Here is a 19851-nt window from a genome sequence, read left to right on the forward strand (position 1 = left end):
CCATCTATAGTGTCCGGCATGTTCAGGACAAGGAGGCATTATGCACAGCGATAATTTCAACATTTCCACGTATTTCAAACGCATAAACTACACCGGACCGGCGGCTGCCGACACGGCGACCCTGCATGCGCTGATGCGCCATCAGCTCTTTTCCGTTCCCTTTGAGAATCTGGACGTGCAGGCGGGCAAAGTTGTCTCGCTGGCGCCGGACGATATTGCCGATAAGGTGTTAACGCGGGGGCGCGGCGGCTACTGCTATGAGGTGAACGGGCTTTTTGCCATGGCGCTGGCGGCGTTAGGTATTCCTTACCGTTTCGTGGCGGCGCGCCCGATGTTCTACCCGGCGCGGCGGCCGAAAACCCATATGGCGATCATCGCGGACGTGGAGGGTCGCCAGTGGCTTTGCGATCTTGGCTTCGGCAGTTACGGCATCCGCGCCCCGATGGCGCTGGACGCGCTTGATGTGGATATCACCCAGGATTTCGACACGTTTCGACTGAGCCGTAGCGCTGAGGGCGAGTATCTGCTTCAGGCGAAGGTTGAGGGAGAGTGGGCCCGGCAGTACGGCTTCGATCTTACCCCCCAGGAGTGGATTGATTTCGTCCCGGCCAACTACCTTAACTCCACGCATCCTGACGCTATTTTTGTGCAGAAGCTGGTGGTGGTGCAGCATCGCCCGGAAGGACGCCAGATTTTACTGGGCGATGTGCTGAAAACCATCACGGCGAACGGCACTGAAACGCAGCGGCTGGCGGAGGAGGAGATCCGCCATGTCCTGAAAGACCGTTTTTCGCTGACCGCCGCATAATCTGCCGGGAAGCGATGGGGGCTCAGCCCGGCCCGTCCGCTGAGGCTTTGCGCTGAGTCCCCCACTGTAGCAGCAGGCTAAACGACGCGGGCAATACGGTCAGCGTCACCAGCGTCGCAGCCAGCAGTCCTCCAATAATGGCATAGGCCATTGGGCCCCAGAACACCTGGTGAGAGATGGGGATCATCCCCAGAATGGCGGCACAGGCGGTCAGACAGATGGGTCTGGCCCGGTGCTCTGCGGCCGCCATAATCGCGGCATCGTTTGCCATCCCCTGAGCAAGATTGCTGTCAACTTCGCTAATCAATATTACCGCGTTACGCACGATCATCCCCGCCAGGGCGATGACGCCCAGCAGCGCGACAAACCCCATCGGCGTTCCGCCGGGGAGCATAGCCAGCACGATCCCCGGCAAACCAAACGGAGCCATCAGGAGCGCCAGCAGCATCCGGGAGTATCGCCGCAGCTGAAGCATCAGCAGCAACAGCATGATGACCAGCGTCACCGGAAGAACGCTAAAGACGGAGCTATTCCCCTTATCCGATTCGGCAACCGCGCCGCCTTCCTCGATGCTGTAACCGGCCGGCAGGTCCGCGCGCAGCTTGTCGATCGCCGGGCGCAGCGCTGCGGATACCGCTTCTGCCCTCAGCCCCGGGGCGAGGTCGGTTTGCACCGTGATAAAAGGCAGACGCTGCCGACGCCAGACGACCGGATCGTCCACGCCCCAGACCGGCGTCGCGACGGCGCTGAGCGGAATTTTTTTACCGTCATTGCCCTGAATCGTGAGCGAGGAGAGGGTAGCGGTGCTGCGGCGCGCGCTGTCCGCGGCCCGGAGCACCACGTCAACGAGGCGGTCGTTATCCCTGACCGAGGTGACAACGCTGCCGGACCAGACGGTATTCAGCGTGCGGGCCAGACTCTCAGACGATATGCCCGCCGCCCTGGCCGCCGTCTGATTCACCTCAAGGGTTATGACCCTCTCCGGCTCTCCGGCCGTCTGGTTAACGTCGCGGGAGAGCGGCGAACGGCCAATTGCGTCCGTGAGACGGTTCGCGAGCGCCCGGACCTGCAGATAATCCGGCCCGCTCACCCGGTATTTGATTGGCCAGCCGACGGGAGGCCCCAGCTCAAGGGGCGACACGCGCGTAACGATGTCGCTAAATTGCGTCGCCAGGATATGGTTCAGCTGCGCATGCAGGCGATCCCGCGCCGCAAGATCCTTCGCCACCACAACCATCTGGGCGATATTTTCATTTTCCAGCAGCACGTCCATCGGCAGGTAAAAACGGATGGCGCCCGACCCGACGTAGGTCGTGTAGCGATCGATGTTGCCGTTGCCGGCCAGCGCCTTTTCCAGCCTTTTCACCTGTCTGAGCGTTTCCGGCTGCGAGGCGTTGGCCGGAAGCGTCAGGCTAACCAGCAGCTCGGACCGGTCGGAGGCGGGGAAAAACTCGCCCTGCATAAACGTCGTGCCGTACGCCGACAGGCCCAGCGCGGCAAGCGCAAACAGCACCGTGGCGAGCCGGTGACGCAGTGCCAGGCGCAAAAGCCGTCCGTAACCGCGCGCGATCCTGCCGGGGCCCGATGCGCGATGCCTGATTTTTTCCGGCAGCAGCCACGTGCCCGTCAGCGGCGAAAAGAGGATCGCGACGGCCCAGGAGCAGAGCAGGGCGATGAGCACCACCGCAAACAGGGAGAAGCAGTATTCACCGGCGCTGGAGGCCGCAAAACCAACGGGAATAAAGCCGGCAATCATCACCAGGGTACCGGTGAGCATCGGAAATGCCGTCGTCCGGAAGGCCCAGGTGGCCGCGTTCAGGCGGGAATCACCGGCTTCCAGCCGGGAGACCATCGTTTCGACGGCGATCATGGCGTCATCCACCAGCAGGCCCAGGGCAATGATCAACGCCCCGAGCGAGATGCGCTGAAGGCCGATGCCGGCGAGTATCATGCCGGCAAACGTCATGGCGAGCACCAGCGGAATGGCCGTTGCCACCACCAGCCCTGCCCGTAAACCCAGCGAGACAAATGAGACTGCCAGCACGATGACAACGGCTTCGATAAGCACCCGAATAAACCCGCTTACCGCGTCACTGACCACCGCGGACTGATCGGCGACTTTCACCATCTCTATACCGTGCGGCAGCCCGGCGCTGAGCGCCGCCATTTTTGCGTTAAGCGCCGCGCCGAAACGCAGCATGTTGCCCGTTGGCGCCATCGACACCGCCAGCCCGATCGCTGGTTTGCCGTTCACCCGGTAAGCGGGGGCCGGTGGATCGGCGATTTCCCGGGTGACGGTGGCAATGTCGGTCAGCGGAATATAGCGATTGTTAACGTGCAGCGTGACGGCGCGCAGGCTCTCTTCGGTGGTGAGCGCCCCGCTGACCTTTATCGCGATGTTCTCCTGCCCGGTACGCATAATCCCTGCCGGGACAACCGCGTTTTGCGCCCGGAGTGCGTCGGCAACCTCCTGAATATCGAGCCCCATACCGGCCAGACGCGCCGGAGAAAAGGCGAGGACCCACTGCTCCTGCTGTTCGCCCAGCAGGGTGGTTTTGCCCATATCCGGCAGGGACATAAGCTCTCGACGTAGTGTCTCTGCGCGATCCCGCACCTCCCGCAGGGTGAAACCCTCGGGAATAAAGGCATAGATTGTGCCGAACGTGTCGTCAAACTCGTCGTCCACGGCAGGGCCCTGCACCCCTTCAGGGAGGGATGTGGCGATGTCCTGCATTTTTTTGCGGATCTGATACCAGATGTCCGGCACGTCCTGCGGGGGCGTATCGTCACGGAGGTTGACGTGGATAACGGTGCGTCCGGCCCGGGTTTCACTTTCGAGATAATCCAGCCAGGGCGTTTCCTGCAGCTTTTTTTCAAGGTTATCGGTCAGCAGGCGGGTGGTGTCCGCCACGGATGCTCCCGGCCACTGCGCGGAGACGACGGCCGTTTTAATGGTGAATGCCGGATCTTCGTTACGCGGCAGCTTTTCATAGCAGAACACGCCCACCGCGATCACCAGCAGCATGAAAAAGCTGACCATTTGCTGGTTCTTAAGCGCCCAGGCGGAGAGGTTAAATTTCGCTTCCGCGCCTGCGCTCATGGCTGAACCTCCCCGGGCACCACCGGCTCGCCGGAGCGTAATGTGCTCACGCCAGCCGTAATCACCCTGTCGCCGGGCTTAAGGCCGGAGGCAATCATAACGGAGGTGGCCGTATAGCTGGCGGGCACCACCACGCGCAGCTGCGCCCGCGCCTGCGGGGTAATCACAAAAACCGCCGGTTTGTTGCCGGCACGCGTTAGCGCCGACGCGGGAAGGGCGTACCCGTGCGGGGCGGCGGAGGGTAACGTCACGGTGACGCTGGCGCCCAGCGCCATGGCCTGCGGCGGATTTTTCAGGGTAGCTCTGACGCGCCACGTGCGGGTCTGAGGATCGGCCTGCGGGGTGATATCCCGCAGCGCGGCAGCCGCCTGTACCGATGGGTCGCTGAGGAGGGAAACCCGTAGATCCGCCTTATCCAGAGGAGGGATCGCATCGGGCGTAGCAATATCAAACGCCACGTCGCGGGCTTCACCGGTCGCCAGCGTCAGCACGGACTGGCCGTCGCTGACAACCTGTCCCGCAGAGGCGCTCACGGCCGTGATCGTGCCCGCTTGCGGGGCGAGCAGGCGCGTCCAGCCCAGGCTTTCCCGCGCGTTACGCCATGTGGCCTCGCTCCTTTTTAAGCGCGCGCTGGCGACAAGCCAGTCCGCCCGGGCGCTGTCGAGCTGCGTGCGGGCTATGGCGCCTGTTGGCATGAGCTTTTGCATCCGACTGACGTTGAGCGCGGCGACCTGCGCAGAGGCTTTGGCGCCTTCATAGTCGGCCGCGGCGCTGTCGAGCTGGTTTTGCCCGGTCGTATTTTCAAGCGTGGCCAGCAGCTGCCCGGCTGTGACACTGTCACCAATATCGACGCTACGCGTCAGTATCCGGCCCCCGGTGCGAAAGCTCAGCGTCGTTTCATCGTGGGCATGGATCTCACCGGTTCTTTCCAGCGCGGGAAGGGATTGAGCGGTGCCAACGACGACGTAGCGCACCGTACGCACTGGGTCAGGCTTGTTTTCGTGTTTATCACCGCAGCCCGTCAGCGGAAAAATCGCCAGCGCAAGCAGCGCCAGGGGAAGAAAATGCAGCCAGGAAAGGGTGCGCGCCACGCCGTACAAATGATGCAGGCAGTGGCGGAGAGAGAGTATAAATTCGTCTGACATAACGCCGCTCCATAAAGGTAATGGCGTTATTTAATGCGCGCTACGTCGAGAAAGATTCGATGTTGTGTCAAGGCTTTATCAAGAGTGGAGATTTTTATTATCGAACGGATGCCAGGGCAATACAATGCGCACCGCAAGGCCGCCTGTTTCCGGTAATGACGCGCTAATTTCTCCCCCATGCGCCTGACAAATCGCCCGGGCGATGGACAAACCGAGGCCGCTGCCGCCGGAATGCCGCGCGCGGGACTGCTCCTCGCGGCTAAAGCGTTTAAACATTTCCGGCAAGAACTGGGGCGAGACGCCCGGTCCGTCATCGGTAAATTCGAGGGTGTAATGCCCGCGGGCGTAGTGCAGCGTCACCTCAAGGTGGCCGCCTTCGCGTCCGTAACGTAGTGCATTTTCCATAAGGATGGTAACGACCTGTCCCATCCGGAACGCATCGCCCCGGAAGGGGCAGGTGCGCGGGTTACGCAGCGTTATCCTGAAATGATGCGCATCGGCCTGGGGCACGATCCAGGCTGCCCGCTCCTGAATCAGCTCATCCAGACAGAACGGCTGGTCCTCCAGCACCAGGTTACCCGCGTCGGCCAGAGAGAGAAGGTGGAGCTCATCGGTGAGACGGTTGAGGTGCTGGAGCTGCTTCATCACCATTTCCAGCTGCGCGGGGCTGGCATCAAACACGCCGTCTAACATGCCCTGCAGACGCCCGATGGCGGCCGTCAGAGGCGAGCGCAGCTCGTGCGCCATCGCCACGTGTGAGGCGCGGAGCTCTTTCTCATAGCGGGCCAGTTGCCCCGTCATGGAGTTAAAGTCCGCCGCGAAGCTGACCATTTCCGCCGGTGCATCTTTGATGAGCTCTGCCTGACGGCCAAACTGCCCTTCGGCGACATCCTTTGCCGCGTCGCGAAGACGGCTGAACTGCAGCGCCAGCGGCCGGGCGTGTTTTAGCCCCATCACCACAATAAACGGGATCATCACCAGCACCAGCAGCGCCACCGTGACCCAGTCCGCCGACGCGATGGACGGCGTGGAGTAGCTCAGGCCCCACCAGGTGTCCACAATCGTGTGGAAGCGGGCCGGGTTAGCCTGCGGGTTCTGGCTGAGGGTAAGAAATTCGTGTCGGACCGCCGCCGGCATCCGGCCCATGATCCAGTAGTTCTGGACCGCATAGCGCAGCCACATGCAGGTTGCAATGACAATCACGCTGCCGATGGCGAGCGCTAAGATGCGCGCGCAAATCCAGCGCCACAGAGAGGAGTGCCGGCGTTTTATCATGGCTGTCTGAACCTGTAACCCACGCCGCGAACGTTGATCAGCACGCCGGAAATACCGACGGCCTCCAGTTTTTTACGCAGGTTATAAATATGGGTGTCGACTACGCGCTCCAGCGCCTCGCTTTCCGGCAAGCAGTGCTCCAGTAGATACTGGCGTGAAAACGGGTGCGCAGGCGAGCGCAGCAGCGTTGCCAGCAGAGAGAATTCTGTTGGCGTAAGATCGAGCATCACAGGCGCGCCGTCGCCGTTATCCACGCTCGCCACAATGGCGGCGACATCCACCGCCAGCGTTTGCCAGCGAAGTATCTTTTCCTCTGTCTCTTTTTTACTGCTGCGCCGCAGCACCGCCTGCACCCGCGCTACCACTTCGCCCGGATGATAAGGTTTAACAACGTAATCATCGGCGCCGTAGCGCAGGGCGCCAATGCGATCGGGGGTATCCCCCATGGCCGTAACCATGATCACCGGTACGTCGCTTTTACGGCGCAGGCCCGCCAGCACTTCGGTGCCGTTGAGCCCCGGCAGCATCACATCCAGCAGGATGAGGTCGGGTTTCCACCGCTGCGCCATATCCAGCCCGGAAAGACCGTCTCCGGTAATGGCCACGTCGTAATTTTCACGCCGTAAATAGGCCTCGAGCACGCCAGCCGCGTCGGCGTCATCTTCAATAATCAGCACTCTTCTGGACAACATCCGTTCACCTTGACCGTTTCTTAACACTATCCCGACGATTCATTGATTCTGGCAAATCATACTGCGCCAACATTGTGTGGCTGTTCCTTTCTCAGGAGACGCCAGCGTCTGTATGGAGAGCAGTATGATAGCGATAAAAAAAGTCCTGTATATGTCCGTCCCGCTTCTGATGGTCGCGGCACCCGGCGCGCAGGCGGATGATGACACCGCGTCCGACTCCTTAACCGTCGGGCTGGGGGGACAGTATGCCCCGCGTTACTCAGGCTCAGACAAGCAGGTGTGGCAGGTGGTTCCTGTGCTGCAGGGACGCAAAGGCGCTTTCTTTATTGATGCGCAAAAAGGAGTGGGATATGACCTGCAAAACGACAGCGGTTGGTATTTTGAACAGTCGCTGGGCTATGACTTCGGAAGGGCAGATAAAAACTCCGGCTGGCGTGAGGGGGCAAACAACCTGAAAGGGATGGGGGACATTGACGCCACCCTGAATACCGGCCTTGCCGTTGGCTGGCAGGCCGCGTCCTGGGTGAGCGTTGAGGGCAGAGCCACGCTGCCGTTTACGGACAGCCAGGGGGGAAGCTATCAGGCCTCCGTGACGCTGATCCCGGTACAAAATAGCCAGGACACGATCGCCTTTCAGTCTGCGGCCCTGTTTGGTGACAGCCGTTATCTGAATACCTGGTATGGGGTGAGCGAGCAGCAGAGCCGCCGCACCGGCTATCGCCGCTATGCTGCGACGGGTGGATTTTATGGCGTCGACACCAGTCTGACCTGGAGCCATCAGTTCGATGCTCACTGGGGAACTGTTCTGAGCGCGGACTATACCTGGCTTGGCGACCATGCGAATGACAGCCCGATCGTGATGCGGCGCAATGAGGGGTCTGCAACCGCCGCAATCACCTGGACATTTTAACCAGATAAAGGGTCAGGCAAAGAGTCCCTTAATAAGCATCCAGAAAAGAGAGAGCAGGCAGAGGATCTGTACCGTTCGCAATGACCACAGCTGAAAACGCCATTGATAACGCTCCCGGGCATCGGCTTCTGCGATCGGGCCTGTGGCGTCCGCGGCATTTTTCCTTATGCGGCGCAGAAAATCATGACACAGCCAGACCAGAAGTATGAGGATAATTATTCTCGTGAAAAGTAAACCGTAGGCGGTATAAAACGTATCCCAGTAGCAGCGGAGGGTGTCCATGGCATATATCCTTTTCCTGAGCCGCCCATACGGCAGGTATGGGCGGTGAACGATTATTTCTTCTTATTCATCATCGCTTTTAAATCAGCAAAGGGATTAAACGTGGCGACGCCCACGTCTTTTTGCGCGTCTTCGCCGGCAACCACGGTGGTACCGTACTGATCCGCTTCGGTGTATTTCGAATGTTCGTGATCGTGGCAAAACAGGCACAGCAGCTCCCAGTTGCTGCCATCTTCCGGGTTGTTGGTATGGTCGTGATCGATATGGTGAACCGTGAGTTCACGCAGATTGGAATAGACAAACTCGCGCGAGCAGCGTCCACACACCCATGGATAGATTTTTAATGCTTTTTCGCGATAGCCGCTTTCCAGCCGCGCGTAGTTTTTGGGGATCAAAGCCATTGCCGGTTTTACCTGCCATAAAAAGAGTGGGGAATATTATATCTCATTATGAATGGTAATGACGAACCCCTCCATTCAATCAATTTATTTGAATCATTCCGTTAAATAAACGGCATTTATTCTCCGCAGGTAATGCGTAAAGTAACGAGTACGTAAAGCATTATCGGGACATATGGTTATGAAAAAGATCGGGTTTTTATCCTTTGGTCACTGGACGCCCTCGCCGCAGTCCGGCACGCGCTCGGCGGCCGACACGCTGCTGCAGTCCATCGATTTAGCCGTGGCGGCTGAAGAGCTGGGGGCAGACGGCGCGTATTTCCGCGTGCACCACTTCGCCCGACAGCTTAGCTCGCCGTTCCCTCTGCTGGCCGCCATTGGCGCAAAAACGAAAACCATCGAAATCGGGACGGGCGTGATTGATATGCGCTATGAAAACCCGATGTACATGGCCGAGGATGCGGGCGCGGCGGACCTGATTTCCGGCGGGCGTTTGCAGCTTGGCATCAGCCGGGGCTCTCCGGAGCAGGTTATTGATGGCTGGCGTCATTTCGGCTATGTCCCTCAGGAAGGGGAAAACGAGTCGGATATGGCGCGCCGTCATACCGAGGTGCTGCTTGAAGTGCTGCGCGGTGAAGGGTTTGCCAAACCGAACCCGCAGCCGATGTTTCCGAATCCGCCGGGGCTGCTGCGCCTGGAGCCTTATTCAGAAGGGCTGCGCGAGCGCATCTGGTGGGGCGCCGGTTCAAACGCGACGGCGGTATGGGCGGCAAAACTGGGAATGAATCTGCAAAGCTCAACGCTGAAAGACGATGAAACCGGTGAGCCGTTCCATATTCAGCAGGCAAAACAGATCCGCGCGTACCGTCAGGCCTGGAAAGACGCGGGGCACGCGCGCGAGCCGCGGGTGTCGGTTAGCCGCAGCATTTTTGCGCTGATGGACGACCGCGACCGGATGTACTTCGGCGCCAGCCGCAACGACAGCGATAGCGTGGGTTACCTGGATGAGAAAACGCGCGCCATTTTCGGGCGCAGCTATGCGGCAGAGCCGGACAAGCTTGTTGAGCAGCTGAAAAAGGACGAGGCGATTGCCGAGGCTGATACGCTCTTGCTGACCGTGCCGAACCAGCTGGGTGTGGATTATAATGCGCACGTGATTGAGTCCATTCTCAAGCATGTCGCACCGGCAATGGGCTGGCGCGAGTAGTCGTTTCGCTATCAGCCGTGAGATCGTTATGGAAAACCTGGCCCTGTGGTATCGCCACTTTGGCGAGCCAGAATCAGTTCTGCAACCTGAAGCCGCGCCGCCGGGCGCGCTTGCGCCGGGTCATCTCCGCGTGCGGATGCTGTTTTCTCCGGTAAACGCGTCCGATCTTATCCCCATCACTGGCGCCTATCGCCACCGAACTCCGCTACCGGCGGTAGCGGGGTATGAAGGTGTCGGCGTTGTCATCCAGGCACCCGCGCCGTTTGATTATCTGCTGGGTAAACGCGTTCTGCCGCTGCGCGGACAGGGCACCTGGCAGCGCTATGTTGACTGCCCGGCAGAGTATGCCATTCCCGTTCCGGACGCTATCGACGCACGTCTGGCCGCGCGGGCCTATATTAATCCGCTGGCGGCGCAGATGATGCTCACCCGCTACCCGCCTCGGGGAAAGCGGGTTCTGCTCACGGCTGCCGGTTCTGACTGCGCCATCCTGCTGGGGCAGTGGGCGCGTCAGGCGGGGGCGGAAGCGGTGTACGGAATTCACCGCTCCGCCGTTCATGCGCAAAGGCTGGAGGCGATGGGTATTGTTCCGGTCGCGCAGCATGACGCGCAGAGGATCGGCTCCATCGCCGCGCGTAGCGACCTCGTCTACGATGCCACCGGCGGGGCGCTTGCGGAAGCGATCCTCAGCGTGATGCCCGAGCAGGGCGTATTTGTCTGCTACGGGCTGCTGAGCGGTCAACCCTTCAGACAGCAACGGCCCGTGCCGCGCGTGGCGTGGTTCCATATCCGTAACGGCCTGGATGCGCTCAGCGCGGAGGCGTGGCGCGCGGAGTTCGATCGCATCTGGCTTCGCTTGCCCGCCAGCCAGTACAGCGACGTTACGGTGTACCCACTGGCGGAATGGCGGAGGGCGATCGGTGCCTGGCGCGAAGGCGGAAGGACCTGCAAGCCCCTCCTGTCGATGGCGGACTGACCGCTATTGATGGCTCATATCGCTCAGCAGCACGGCGATACTTTGCCCGCCCGCCGTCTGTTCCAGGGCAATCTTGACGATGATGGTCAGCGGAACGGAGAGCAGCATCCCTACGGGGCCGAGCAGCCAGCCCCAGAATATCAGAGATAGAAAGACCACCAGCGTGGACAGGCCCAGCCCCCGGCCCATCATCCGTGGCTCAAGAATATTACCGAACACCAGATTGATGACCAGATAGCCGGCCAGCAGAATCAGCGCGTCATAAAGCCCGCTGAAAACCAGCACCTGAAGGATAGGGGGGATCGCCGCCAGCACGGACCCGATGTTGGGAATATAGTTAAGCGCAAACGCCAGCAATCCCCAGACGAAGGCAAAACGAACGTCCAGCGCCAGTAGCATGACCCAGACGACCCCGCCCGTGACCAGGCTAATGGCTGTTTTCAGCACCAGATAGCGGGAGACGCTGTCCAGGGCGCGCTGGATCGCCCCCATCCCCTCAACCGGACGGACCATTATCTGCTGCAGCTTTGCCGGCAGCTGAGGCACCTCGAGCAGCATGAATACCACCGTTAAAAACAGCAGAAAAATAGACGTCATGGCATTGGAAAGCTGCGCCAGCAGGCTGGTGACGATAGTCATGGCCGCATTCGGGTCGATATATTTCAGCAGCTCCTCAACCGAGACTTCGATACCCGCGCGCTGCAGCCAGGGTTCAAGCTGCAGCAGCGGTATCGCCAGCGAAGAGCGGTATTTCGGCAGCGTGCGCGCCAGCTCGTTCAGCGAGGTTCCGAGATACGCCACCAGCAACACCATCGCCACAATAATGATGCTGATGAGCAGCGTGATCGCCAGCACGCGCGGAATGCGCAGGCGCGTCATGCGCTGTACCAGCGGATTCAGGATCACTGCAATAAACAGCGCCAGAATAAAGGGCACAATAATGTCGGCGGCAAAGCGAACGCCTGTCAGTATGATCACCAGCATGCCCAGCATGATGACAATTTTTAACCCGTTCAGGGTAATGATGGGTTTAGCCATGGTGACTCCGAAATTTTCTTTATATTTATAATAAAGGTGAAAGGCGCTGCAATAAACTAACCAAAATCAAACGAGGTGGGTAAAGAATTGCAAAGACTTTGAGTAAAATCTTAGCTTATGGTACAAATTTGGTGTGTTTAACTACCGAGGACAATTTTCATCCGCAAAGACGAGAAGCAACAACGCGGATAATTGTAATTTTATGGACAATCTGTTCAGGACGTACGCTTCAAACAAAACCGCTGTATTTTCCACCTCCTTCTTCCTGCTTTCTGGTGAGCAACACTGGCGCACCGCACTATAGTCATATCTTCTGCCTGAGCTGGCGCTAAGCGCTTAGCTATCTGATTTCAATTCGTATTTTTTGGTTTGCTGCACGCAGCGGGCCACGATGGATTATATTCTCAAGCAGGAGAAAATCATGTTTTACTGGATTTTATTAGCCCTGGCGATTATCGCTGAAATTACCGGCACGCTGTCGATGAAATGGGCCAGCGTCAGCGATGGCAACACCGGTTTTATTTTAATGCTGGTGATGATTTCACTTTCCTATATTTTCCTCTCGTTTGCGGTGAAGAAAATCGCGCTGGGCGTCGCGTATGCCCTGTGGGAAGGGATCGGTATTTTGTTGATTACGCTGTTCAGCGTGCTGATATTTGACGAAACATTAACAACGATGAAGATCGCCGGCTTAACGACGCTGGTGGCGGGTATTGTGCTGATTAAATCGGGTACCCGTAAACCGACTAAACAGCCGAAGGAGCAGAACCATGCAACAGTTTGAGTGGGTTCATGCGGCCTGGCTGGGGCTTGCCATCGTGCTGGAAATCCTGGCGAACGTCCTGTTGAAATTCTCCGATGGTTTTCGCCGTAAAGTATACGGCCTGCTGTCGATTGCCGCGGTTCTGGGGGCGTTCAGCGCCCTGTCCCAGGCGGTAAAAGGGATCGACCTGTCGGTGGCCTATGCATTGTGGGGCGGTTTTGGTATCGCCGCCACGCTGGCCGCAGGCTGGGTACTCTTCGGTCAGCGTTTAAATAACAAGGGCTGGATCGGCCTCATGCTGCTGCTTGCCGGCATGATCATGATAAAACTCGCCTGACAGACCTCTCGCTATGATTTACAGGCAGCGAAATTCGCTGCCTGTATTACGCTTAGAAAAGCAAAACAGTGAAGAGGATGGCTGATGTATCGCACATTAAGCTGGCGCAATATTCCCAATGCGAGAACGTTGTTTGCCATGGTCTTCATGGCGGGGATCGGCTTAATTATTTCCATCGTCGCACTGCTTTATCTCTCTCTGCATCTTATCAGCACCAAAACCAACGAAATTGATGAACACCGCTCGGCGCTTTCCGTGCACGGGGCCATTCAAACCTCGGTTAACCGCGTCTCCTCTCTGGTGCTTGATAACGCCGTCTGGGACGATGCGGTGCGGGAGGCCTACCGTCCCGCGCTGGATACCGACTGGTTGTATAACACCTGGGGTGCCGGCTTTAAAATCAACAATCTCTATGACGGGACCTTTGTGCTTGATGAACATTTCAGGGTCATCTGGGGCTCGTTTCAAAGCCAGCGCTTCTACGAGAAAAACCTCGACTTCTTTGGCAAGGGTCTCGAAGCGCTTATCGACCAGCACAGGCGAGCGCTCTCCGGTGAAAAAAATATCTATTCGGGGATCAGCCAGACGCGCCACGGTGTCGCCTTTGTCGGAATAGGGCTGATTCGCCCGATGGTCGGAAGATTACAGGTGACCGACGGAACGCGCCGCTATCTGGTGATTACCCGGCATCTGAACGCCAAAATATTATCCGACCTGGGAGCGACCTTTCAGATCGATAACCTCAGCTATTCCCCAGGCAAAATCAACGATCGCAGCATGCCGCTGCGCAGTGCGGCGGGGGAGTTAGTCGGCTATCTGAACTGGCAGGCGCGGCTTCCGGGCGCGCAAGCCGCCCGGGCGGCCTCTTCTGACATCCGGCAGATTGTGGTGCTGGCGTCGGGGCTGATCCTGCTTTTCATTCTGGTGAGCAGCGTGGGGCTGTACAAGCTTGCGCGCGGAGAAAGCCAGGCGCGTCTGGTTGCCAGAACGGACTGGCTGAGCCATCTGCCGAACCGACGTGCGCTCATCGAGGCGCTGGACCGGGTGAGTTTACGCGGTGATATCGACGTCAAAAGCGTGGTGTTTATCGATCTGGATGGCTTTAAGGACGTGAATGACATCTACGGTCACAGCGTGGGTGACGATCTCATCGTGGCGATTGCGAAAACGCTGAATGAACGCGTGCCGCCGGGCGGAATGCTGGCGCGAATGGGCGGGGATGAGTTTGCCATGACCATCGGCGGTGACAAGGCTGAGGCACAGGCCACCGCGTTTGCCGCATCGGTGCTGGATTATCTCAACACCCCAGTTCAACTGGGGGAACGCACCATCCATATTGGCGCCAGCATCGGAATCGCCAGCGGCACCCTGATTGAGTGCACCAGCTCCGAGCTGTTTCGCCGCGCCGATATTGCCATGTATCACTCAAAAATGAGCGGGAAAGGGCGTATCACCCACTACGACGCGGAGCTGAACAGCGCCCGGGAGCGCAAGCTGGCGATTGAAAACCAGATCCGCCTCGGTCTGGATCGCGATGAGTTTGAGGTCTGGTATCAGCCCATTATTGACGCCCGCAGCCAGAAAATGAGCAGCGTCGAAGCGCTGGTGCGCTGGCCGCGTCGTCCGGACGGGCCGCTTGGCCCGGATGCCTTTATCGCCATTGCGGAGACTAGCGGTCTGATTTACAAACTGGGCCAGTTTGTTCTGCAGCGGGCCTGTCAGGATCTGCAGCCGTACGGTGACTTAAAGCTCTCGGTGAATATTTCTCCCGCACAATTTCGCGATCCCGCCTTTGAAGAAAAAGTGGCAAGCGTGCTGGAAACCACCCGTTTCCCGGCCAACCGGCTGCAGCTTGAGGTCACGGAGTCCTATGTGCTGGAAAACCCGGAGCGTGCCCGCATGGCGATAGCCAATCTCAAAGCGTTGGGCACCGCGGTGGCGCTGGATGACTTTGGTACCGGCTATTCAAGCATTGGGTATTTGCGGCGTTTTAACTTCGACACCATCAAGATCGATAAATCGCTGGCCGGGCTGGTGGACAACGACGAGCAGGCGGCGGCGCTGGTGAGCGGCACGGTGCGTATCGCCAATGCGCTGGGCATGGCGGTGGTGGCAGAAGGGGTCGAAACCGAGAAGCAAATGAAGCTGCTGCGGCTGGCTGGCTGCGATCAACTGCAGGGGTTTTGGTTCAGCCAGCCGATGCCGATTGAGTCAATCAGGGCGTTACATCAGGTCAGAAGGTGCTGATTTACGGTTGCGCCAGCGTTTCAAGCTTGTCGCGGAAACCGGTCACGGACAGGGCCCGGTTATCTGCGCGCCATCGGTCTTTTGCCGCCGGGGCAGAGCTCTGAACGCCAATCAGCTGCCAGCCATTATCCGTTTTCAGCATCAGCGGTGAACCACTGTCACCCGGCAGCGTATCGCACTGATGCGAAAGCACGCTGGTTTGCGCCCAGCCCGTCACAATACAGTCAGTGTGGGTGTAAAGCGTATCCAGATGGTCGACAGGATAGCCCGATTGCGTCACCTTGCGGTCGGCGGCTTTCAGCGCGGCGGTGAGCGCGGCTTTGTCGCCGTCAAATAACGGCAGCGGGGTAATGCCTGAAGGCGGGTAGCGCAAAACGATCAGGCCAAAATCCCATGAGGCGGCCCCCGGCGGCACGATCCAGCCGTCACCGTCCGGTTTCAGGCGTTTTCCAAGAGACGGATCAACCCGGCCTTCAATGCCGTGGATTTCATAGCGCCAGAGGCCTTTTTGCGAAACAAAACGTAAGGCAACCGCTTTATCCGGCTTGCCGTTTGGCGGAGTTAACAGACAGTGGCCTGCCGTCAGGGCAAGCTGCGGGGTAATTAACGTTGCAGTACATAAGTTACCGCTGGCGGTTTCCAGTTGGCCTATCGCATCCCAGGGCGCCTGGGTAGGATCGGTGACGCGCGTCCGATCGTCATGACCGAAAAAAAGCGTCTTTAGCTCTTTCGCGCTAATGGTGTCATCACCGCCATCATCCGCATGTGAAAATCCAGAAAAAAGACCAAACGTTCCCAGTAACAACACAACAGATTTACGCATATCACACTCTGGTGGGGGTAATTATGATTATTAAAAGTGAACCCTATGAAAATACTATAGACGGGACAGCGCGAAAGTGGGAGTAAAATCAGCGTGCTACAATCAGGAAAGATAAAAACGGCTGGCGATGAGCGCGCATAAAATAAGCAGGATCAGAATCAGCTCAAACCGATAGCGTCGCAGCATACGCCCTCCGGATAAAAAAAACGGCGCGGAACCTGTTCCGGTTCAGCGCCGGTTTACCAACGTGCCCCGAAGGGCACGGTTAAGCTTGTACTCTTACGCAGCTGGCTGTGCAGCTGGTTTAGCAGCTTCGTGTTTTACTGCTTTTTTGTGATGCTTTTTAGCAGCCTGAGCTTTCTGTTCTACAGCTGGTTTGGTCGCTTTTTTGTGTTTGTGGTGCTTTTTAGCAGCCTGCGCTTTCTGCTCTACAGCCGGTTTAGCGGCTTTTTTGTGGTGCTTTTTGGCAGCCTGCGCTTTTTGCTCGGTTGGCGCTGCGGTTGCTGGTGCAGCGGCTTCTTTTTTCGCTGCAGCTTTGTGGTGTTTCTTATGGTGAACCGCTTTTGCTGGCGCAGCGGTGGTGGTTGCAGCAGGCGCGGCAGCCGGTGCAGCAGTTGCGGTAGTGTCAGCAGCAAATGCAGCAGAAGACAGACCCATAGCAGCGGCAACAACCAGAGCTAATACTTTATTCATTCTCATACCCTCGAATTTGGTTTTTCATTTAACCCCACTGCGGGGCCGTTGAAATAACTATATCCCTGTAAATTCGAGGTTTCCGTGAGTGATTGGTATCGGCGTGTAACCATATGTACATTGCCGGGGTTACTCAGAAAATAATACCTGCACTGACGACCCCTCTCCCTTGAGGGAGAGGGGTGGGTGAGGGGGAACATACGGCTCTTTTACTGGAGGTCCCTCACCCCCGGCCAAACAGATTACAAATAACGGGAGGTCAGATGTTCGCGGAAGTAGCGGATGTTCAGATCTTCACCCGTCGCCTGGGTAATTAACTGCGATGTGGTAAAGCGGCTACCGTGCTGCCAGATGTTCTGACGCAGCCAGTCGAAGAGGGCGGAAAAATCGCCCTCGGCGATGGAGGCCTGAAGCCCCGGCAGCGCGGTGCTGGCGGCGTGGAACAGCTGCGCGGCATACATGGCGCCCAGCGTATACGACGGGAAGTAACCAAAACCGCCGTCGGTCCAGTGGATATCCTGCATACAGCCGTTGCGGTAGTTGTCTTTGGTGGATAATCCGAGCCACGCCTGCATTTTCTCATCCCACAGAGCGGGAATATCGTCCACCTCAATCTCGCCGTTGATCAGCGCCCGCTCAATCTCATAGCGCAGCACCACGTGTGCCGGGTAGCTCACTTCGTCCGCATCGACGCGGATATAGCCCGGCTTCACGCGCTGGTTCCAGGCAATAAAGTTCTCTTCGCTGAACGCCGCCTGGCTGCCAAAGCGGGCGTGCACCGCAGGGAGAAGATGTTTAAGGAAGGCTTCACTGCGTCCCAGCTGCATCTCAAAGAATAGGCTCTGGGATTCGTGGATCGCGGTTGAGCGGGCCAGGGCAATCGGCTGTCCTGCCCACGCGCGCGGCAGGTTTTGTTCGTAGCGCGCGTGCCCGGTTTCGTGGATCACGCCAAACAGCGCGCTGAGCAGTTCATCCTCGTCATAGCGCGTGGTGATGCGCACGTCCTCCGGTACGCCGCCGCAGAACGGGTGCGCACTCACGTCCAGTCGACCGCCGTTAAAATCGAAGCCGAGCATCTTCATGGCTTCCAGGCCCAGTTCGCGCTGCGTCGCGGTCGGGAAGGGGCCCTGCGGCGGAACGAACGACCGCTGAGCCTGTTTTTCCACCACGTTTGCCAGCAGGTCCGGCAGCCAGGATTTCATATCGCCGAACAGAACGTCCAGACGGGCGCTGGTCATGTCGGGCTCAAAAATATCCAGCAGCGCGTCGTACGGCGTACAGCCTTTGGCTTCGGCCCGCAGGCGAGCCTCTTCGCGGCTGAGTTTGACCACCTCTTTCAGGTTGGCGGAAAAACCCTGCCAGTCGTTGGCGGGGCGCTGCGTGCGCCAGGCGTGCTCACACCTGCTGCCCGCCAGGGATTTGGCTTCTACCAGCGATTCCGGCAGCAGCGAGGCCTGCAGGTAGTGACGCGTCATTTCGCGCAGGTTGGCCTGTTCGACATCAATGAGTTCTTCACCTGCCGCCGCAGCCAGCAGGTCGCCCACTTTCTTATCGGTCAGGATCTGGTGCTGCAGGACGCTCATCTCCGCCAGCGCCTCACCGCGCGCGGCGCTGCCGCCGGGCGGCATCATGGTGAACATGTCCCAGCTGGCGATGGAGGAGAGGTGCGAGAAGCGGGAGAGGCGCTGGAAGGTTTTCACAAGTGACTGATAGGCGGATGTTTTTTGCAATTCTTATTTCCTCTTGCCAGGGATGTGTTTCAGGGAGCATACAATGAAACAGAGCAAATTCCCCAACATTTCCCACGCGGAGGAAATCTATGCAGACCTCCACCGTTGAAACCGTCGCCGGCATTCCGGCAGACGGTTTTCGGTGGGCGCTTAGGCCTTATCGCGCATAACCTGTTGCAGGATCGCCAGCGCCTGAGTGAACTGGGCATCCGGAATGGTCAGCGGATAAAGGAAGCGGATCACGTTGCCGTACTGGCCGCAGATCAACAGCAGCAGGCCCTGGGCGAGCGCCTTTTGCTGGATCGCCTGCGCGATGGCGGCCGAAGGTTCACGGCTCTCGGGATCAAAAAACTCCGCCGCAATCATCGATCCTCTCCCCCTTATCGCCACGAGCGCAGGGAAGGTGCCCTGAATCTCCTCCAGCGTGGCTTTCAGCCGATCGCCCAGATGACAGGCGCGCGTGCACAGTGACTCGTTGTCGATAATTTTCAGCACCGCGTGCGCGGCGGCCACCGCCAGCGGGTTGCCTGCATAGGTCCCCCCCAGACCGCCGGGAGCCGGCGCGTCCATGATCCCGGCGCGGCCTACCACGCCGGACAGCGGCATTCCGCCTGCCAGGCTTTTAGCCATCGTCATCAGATCAGGCTTGTCCGCGTAGTGTTCCATGGCAAACAGTTTGCCCGTACGGGCGAAACCGCTCTGCACTTCGTCGGCAATCATCACGATCCCGTGCTCGTCACAGATGCGGCGGATGGCGGCCACCAGCTCTGGCGGGGCGACGTTGAATCCGCCTTCGCCCTGAATGGGTTCAAAAATAATCGCCGCCACCTGTTTCGCCTCAATATCCGCTTTGAACAGGCGTTCTATCGCCGTGACGGCATCCTGCGTCGTGATGCCGTGCAGCTCGGAGGGATAGGGCACGTGATAAACCGACCCCGGGAAGGGGCCAAATCCCAGCTTATAGGGCGCGACCTTGCCGGTTAACGCCATGGTCATATAGGTTCGGCCGTGAAAACCTCCCCCGAAGGCAATCACGCCCGGTCTGCCGGTGTGGGCCCGGGCGATTTTAATGGCATTTTCCACCGCTTCCGCGCCCGTGGTGAAGAACGCCGTTTTGGCCGGGCTCTGCACCGGGGCCAGCTCGTTAAGTTTCTCGGCTAATGAAACGTAGCTTTCATACGGCACAATCTGGTAGGCCGTGTGGGTGAACTGGTGAAGCTGTTTTTCCACTGCGGCCACCAGTTCAGGATGACGATGGCCGGTATTCAGTACCGCGATCCCGGCGGCGAAATCGATATAGTCGTTGCCTTCCACGTCGGTAAGCGTGGCATTCTCCGCCGTGCGGGCAAAGAAATCACACATTACGCCTACGCCGCGCGGGGTGGCAGAAAGTCTGCGCTGATGAAATTCCTGGTTACTCATGTCAG

Annotated in this window: 20 protein-coding genes; 8 read left to right on the plus strand and 12 right to left on the minus strand. The window is 58.6% G+C overall.

Features of this window, described 5'->3' with window-relative positions:
• The first annotated feature begins 40 nt into the window (after positions 1-40).
• Entirely contained in the window at positions 41-808 is a 768-nt protein-coding gene (locus ACWHWP_RS10470; RefSeq protein ID WP_063956104.1) for an arylamine N-acetyltransferase family protein, read from the plus strand.
• Between the two features lie 22 nt (positions 809-830).
• On the opposite strand, the gene ACWHWP_RS10475 is transcribed toward ACWHWP_RS10470, so the two are convergent.
• The 4 genes from ACWHWP_RS10475 to ACWHWP_RS10490 all read right to left on the minus strand — a co-directional run bounded on the left by ACWHWP_RS10475 (position 831) and on the right by ACWHWP_RS10490 (position 7020).
• Positions 831-3908: an efflux RND transporter permease subunit gene (locus tag ACWHWP_RS10475; RefSeq protein WP_447855530.1), complete on the minus strand. Its 3078-nt coding sequence runs from the start codon at positions 3906-3908 to the stop codon at positions 831-833.
• Positions 3905-5053, minus strand: coding sequence for an efflux RND transporter periplasmic adaptor subunit (locus ACWHWP_RS10480; RefSeq protein WP_063431582.1), 1149 nt, complete (start codon positions 5051-5053; stop codon positions 3905-3907). The genes ACWHWP_RS10475 and ACWHWP_RS10480 overlap by 4 nt, the downstream gene beginning before the upstream one ends.
• A gap of 78 nt (positions 5054-5131) precedes the next feature.
• Positions 5132-6328, minus strand: coding sequence for a sensor histidine kinase (locus ACWHWP_RS10485; protein WP_063431580.1), 1197 nt, complete (start codon positions 6326-6328; stop codon positions 5132-5134).
• Entirely contained in the window at positions 6325-7020 is a 696-nt protein-coding gene (locus ACWHWP_RS10490; RefSeq protein WP_047348735.1) for a response regulator, read from the minus strand. Before ACWHWP_RS10490 ends, ACWHWP_RS10485 begins: the two co-directional genes overlap by 4 nt.
• A gap of 124 nt (positions 7021-7144) precedes the next feature.
• Between ACWHWP_RS10490 and ACWHWP_RS10495 the strand changes: the two genes are divergently transcribed.
• A complete protein-coding gene (locus ACWHWP_RS10495) occupies positions 7145-7930 on the plus strand; it encodes a MipA/OmpV family protein (RefSeq protein ID WP_063431578.1) in 786 nt (261 codons plus the stop codon).
• Between the two features lie 12 nt (positions 7931-7942).
• Here ACWHWP_RS10495 and ACWHWP_RS10500 read toward each other — a convergent pair whose 3' ends face one another.
• Positions 7943-8212, minus strand: coding sequence for a hypothetical protein (locus ACWHWP_RS10500; RefSeq protein ID WP_063431576.1), 270 nt, complete (start codon positions 8210-8212; stop codon positions 7943-7945).
• Between the two features lie 53 nt (positions 8213-8265).
• Positions 8266-8613, minus strand: a complete 348-nt coding sequence (gene yajD, locus ACWHWP_RS10505; protein WP_006808895.1) for an HNH nuclease YajD — start codon at positions 8611-8613, stop codon at positions 8266-8268.
• Positions 8614-8791: 178 nt separating this feature from the next.
• On the opposite strand from yajD, the gene ACWHWP_RS10510 reads away from it, so the two are divergent.
• Positions 8792-9817 carry an LLM class flavin-dependent oxidoreductase gene (locus ACWHWP_RS10510; protein ID WP_047349067.1) on the plus strand — a complete coding sequence of 342 codons (1026 nt, stop codon included), beginning with the start codon at positions 8792-8794 and terminating at the stop codon, positions 9815-9817.
• Positions 9818-9845: 28 nt separating this feature from the next.
• Complete coding sequence (locus tag ACWHWP_RS10515) at positions 9846-10793, plus strand: zinc-dependent alcohol dehydrogenase family protein (RefSeq protein ID WP_447855531.1); 948 nt, start codon at positions 9846-9848, stop codon at positions 10791-10793.
• 3 nt (positions 10794-10796) lie between these two features.
• Here the strand turns inward: ACWHWP_RS10515 and ACWHWP_RS10520 are convergent, their stop codons facing one another.
• Positions 10797-11831 carry an AI-2E family transporter gene (locus tag ACWHWP_RS10520; protein WP_059311266.1) on the minus strand — a complete coding sequence of 345 codons (1035 nt, stop codon included), beginning with the start codon at positions 11829-11831 and terminating at the stop codon, positions 10797-10799.
• A 133-nt stretch (positions 11832-11964) separates the two neighbouring features.
• Here ACWHWP_RS10520 and ACWHWP_RS10525 point away from each other — a divergent pair, with 133 nt between their 5' ends.
• The 4 genes from ACWHWP_RS10525 to ACWHWP_RS10540 all read left to right on the plus strand — a co-directional run bounded on the left by ACWHWP_RS10525 (position 11965) and on the right by ACWHWP_RS10540 (position 15178).
• A complete protein-coding gene (locus ACWHWP_RS10525) occupies positions 11965-12135 on the plus strand; it encodes a protein YdgV (RefSeq protein WP_431732514.1) in 171 nt (56 codons plus the stop codon).
• Positions 12136-12252: 117 nt separating this feature from the next.
• Positions 12253-12615: a multidrug/spermidine efflux SMR transporter subunit MdtJ gene (gene mdtJ / locus ACWHWP_RS10530; protein WP_059311267.1), complete on the plus strand. Its 363-nt coding sequence runs from the start codon at positions 12253-12255 to the stop codon at positions 12613-12615.
• Positions 12602-12931, plus strand: a complete 330-nt coding sequence (gene mdtI, locus ACWHWP_RS10535) for a multidrug/spermidine efflux SMR transporter subunit MdtI (RefSeq protein WP_059311268.1) — start codon at positions 12602-12604, stop codon at positions 12929-12931. Before mdtJ ends, mdtI begins: the two co-directional genes overlap by 14 nt.
• Before the next feature lie 84 nt (positions 12932-13015).
• A complete protein-coding gene (locus ACWHWP_RS10540; RefSeq protein ID WP_059311269.1) occupies positions 13016-15178 on the plus strand; it encodes a bifunctional diguanylate cyclase/phosphodiesterase in 2163 nt (720 codons plus the stop codon).
• A 1-nt stretch (position 15179) separates the two neighbouring features.
• Here the strand turns inward: ACWHWP_RS10540 and ACWHWP_RS10545 are convergent, their stop codons facing one another.
• The 5 genes from ACWHWP_RS10545 to puuE all read right to left on the minus strand — a co-directional run bounded on the left by ACWHWP_RS10545 (position 15180) and on the right by puuE (position 19846).
• Positions 15180-16001, minus strand: coding sequence for a trypsin-like serine peptidase (locus tag ACWHWP_RS10545; RefSeq protein WP_447855532.1), 822 nt, complete (start codon positions 15999-16001; stop codon positions 15180-15182).
• Between the two features lie 102 nt (positions 16002-16103).
• Positions 16104-16187, minus strand: a complete 84-nt coding sequence (locus ACWHWP_RS10550; RefSeq protein ID WP_023617729.1) for a small membrane protein YdgU — start codon at positions 16185-16187, stop codon at positions 16104-16106.
• A 93-nt stretch (positions 16188-16280) separates the two neighbouring features.
• Positions 16281-16694 (minus strand): acid resistance repetitive basic protein Asr, encoded by a 414-nt coding sequence (gene asr, locus ACWHWP_RS10555; RefSeq protein ID WP_059311270.1) that lies wholly within the window; start codon positions 16692-16694, stop codon positions 16281-16283.
• Between the two features lie 242 nt (positions 16695-16936).
• On the minus strand, positions 16937-18424 hold the full coding sequence (locus ACWHWP_RS10560; RefSeq protein WP_447855533.1) for a carboxypeptidase M32: 1488 nt from the start codon (positions 18422-18424) through the stop codon (positions 16937-16939).
• A 150-nt stretch (positions 18425-18574) separates the two neighbouring features.
• Positions 18575-19846 (minus strand): 4-aminobutyrate transaminase, encoded by a 1272-nt coding sequence (puuE, locus tag ACWHWP_RS10565; RefSeq protein WP_059311272.1) that lies wholly within the window; start codon positions 19844-19846, stop codon positions 18575-18577.
• Between the last annotated feature and the right edge of the window lie 5 nt (positions 19847-19851).

The organism is Enterobacter sp. WI-ESBL-E8 (assembly GCF_053364895.1).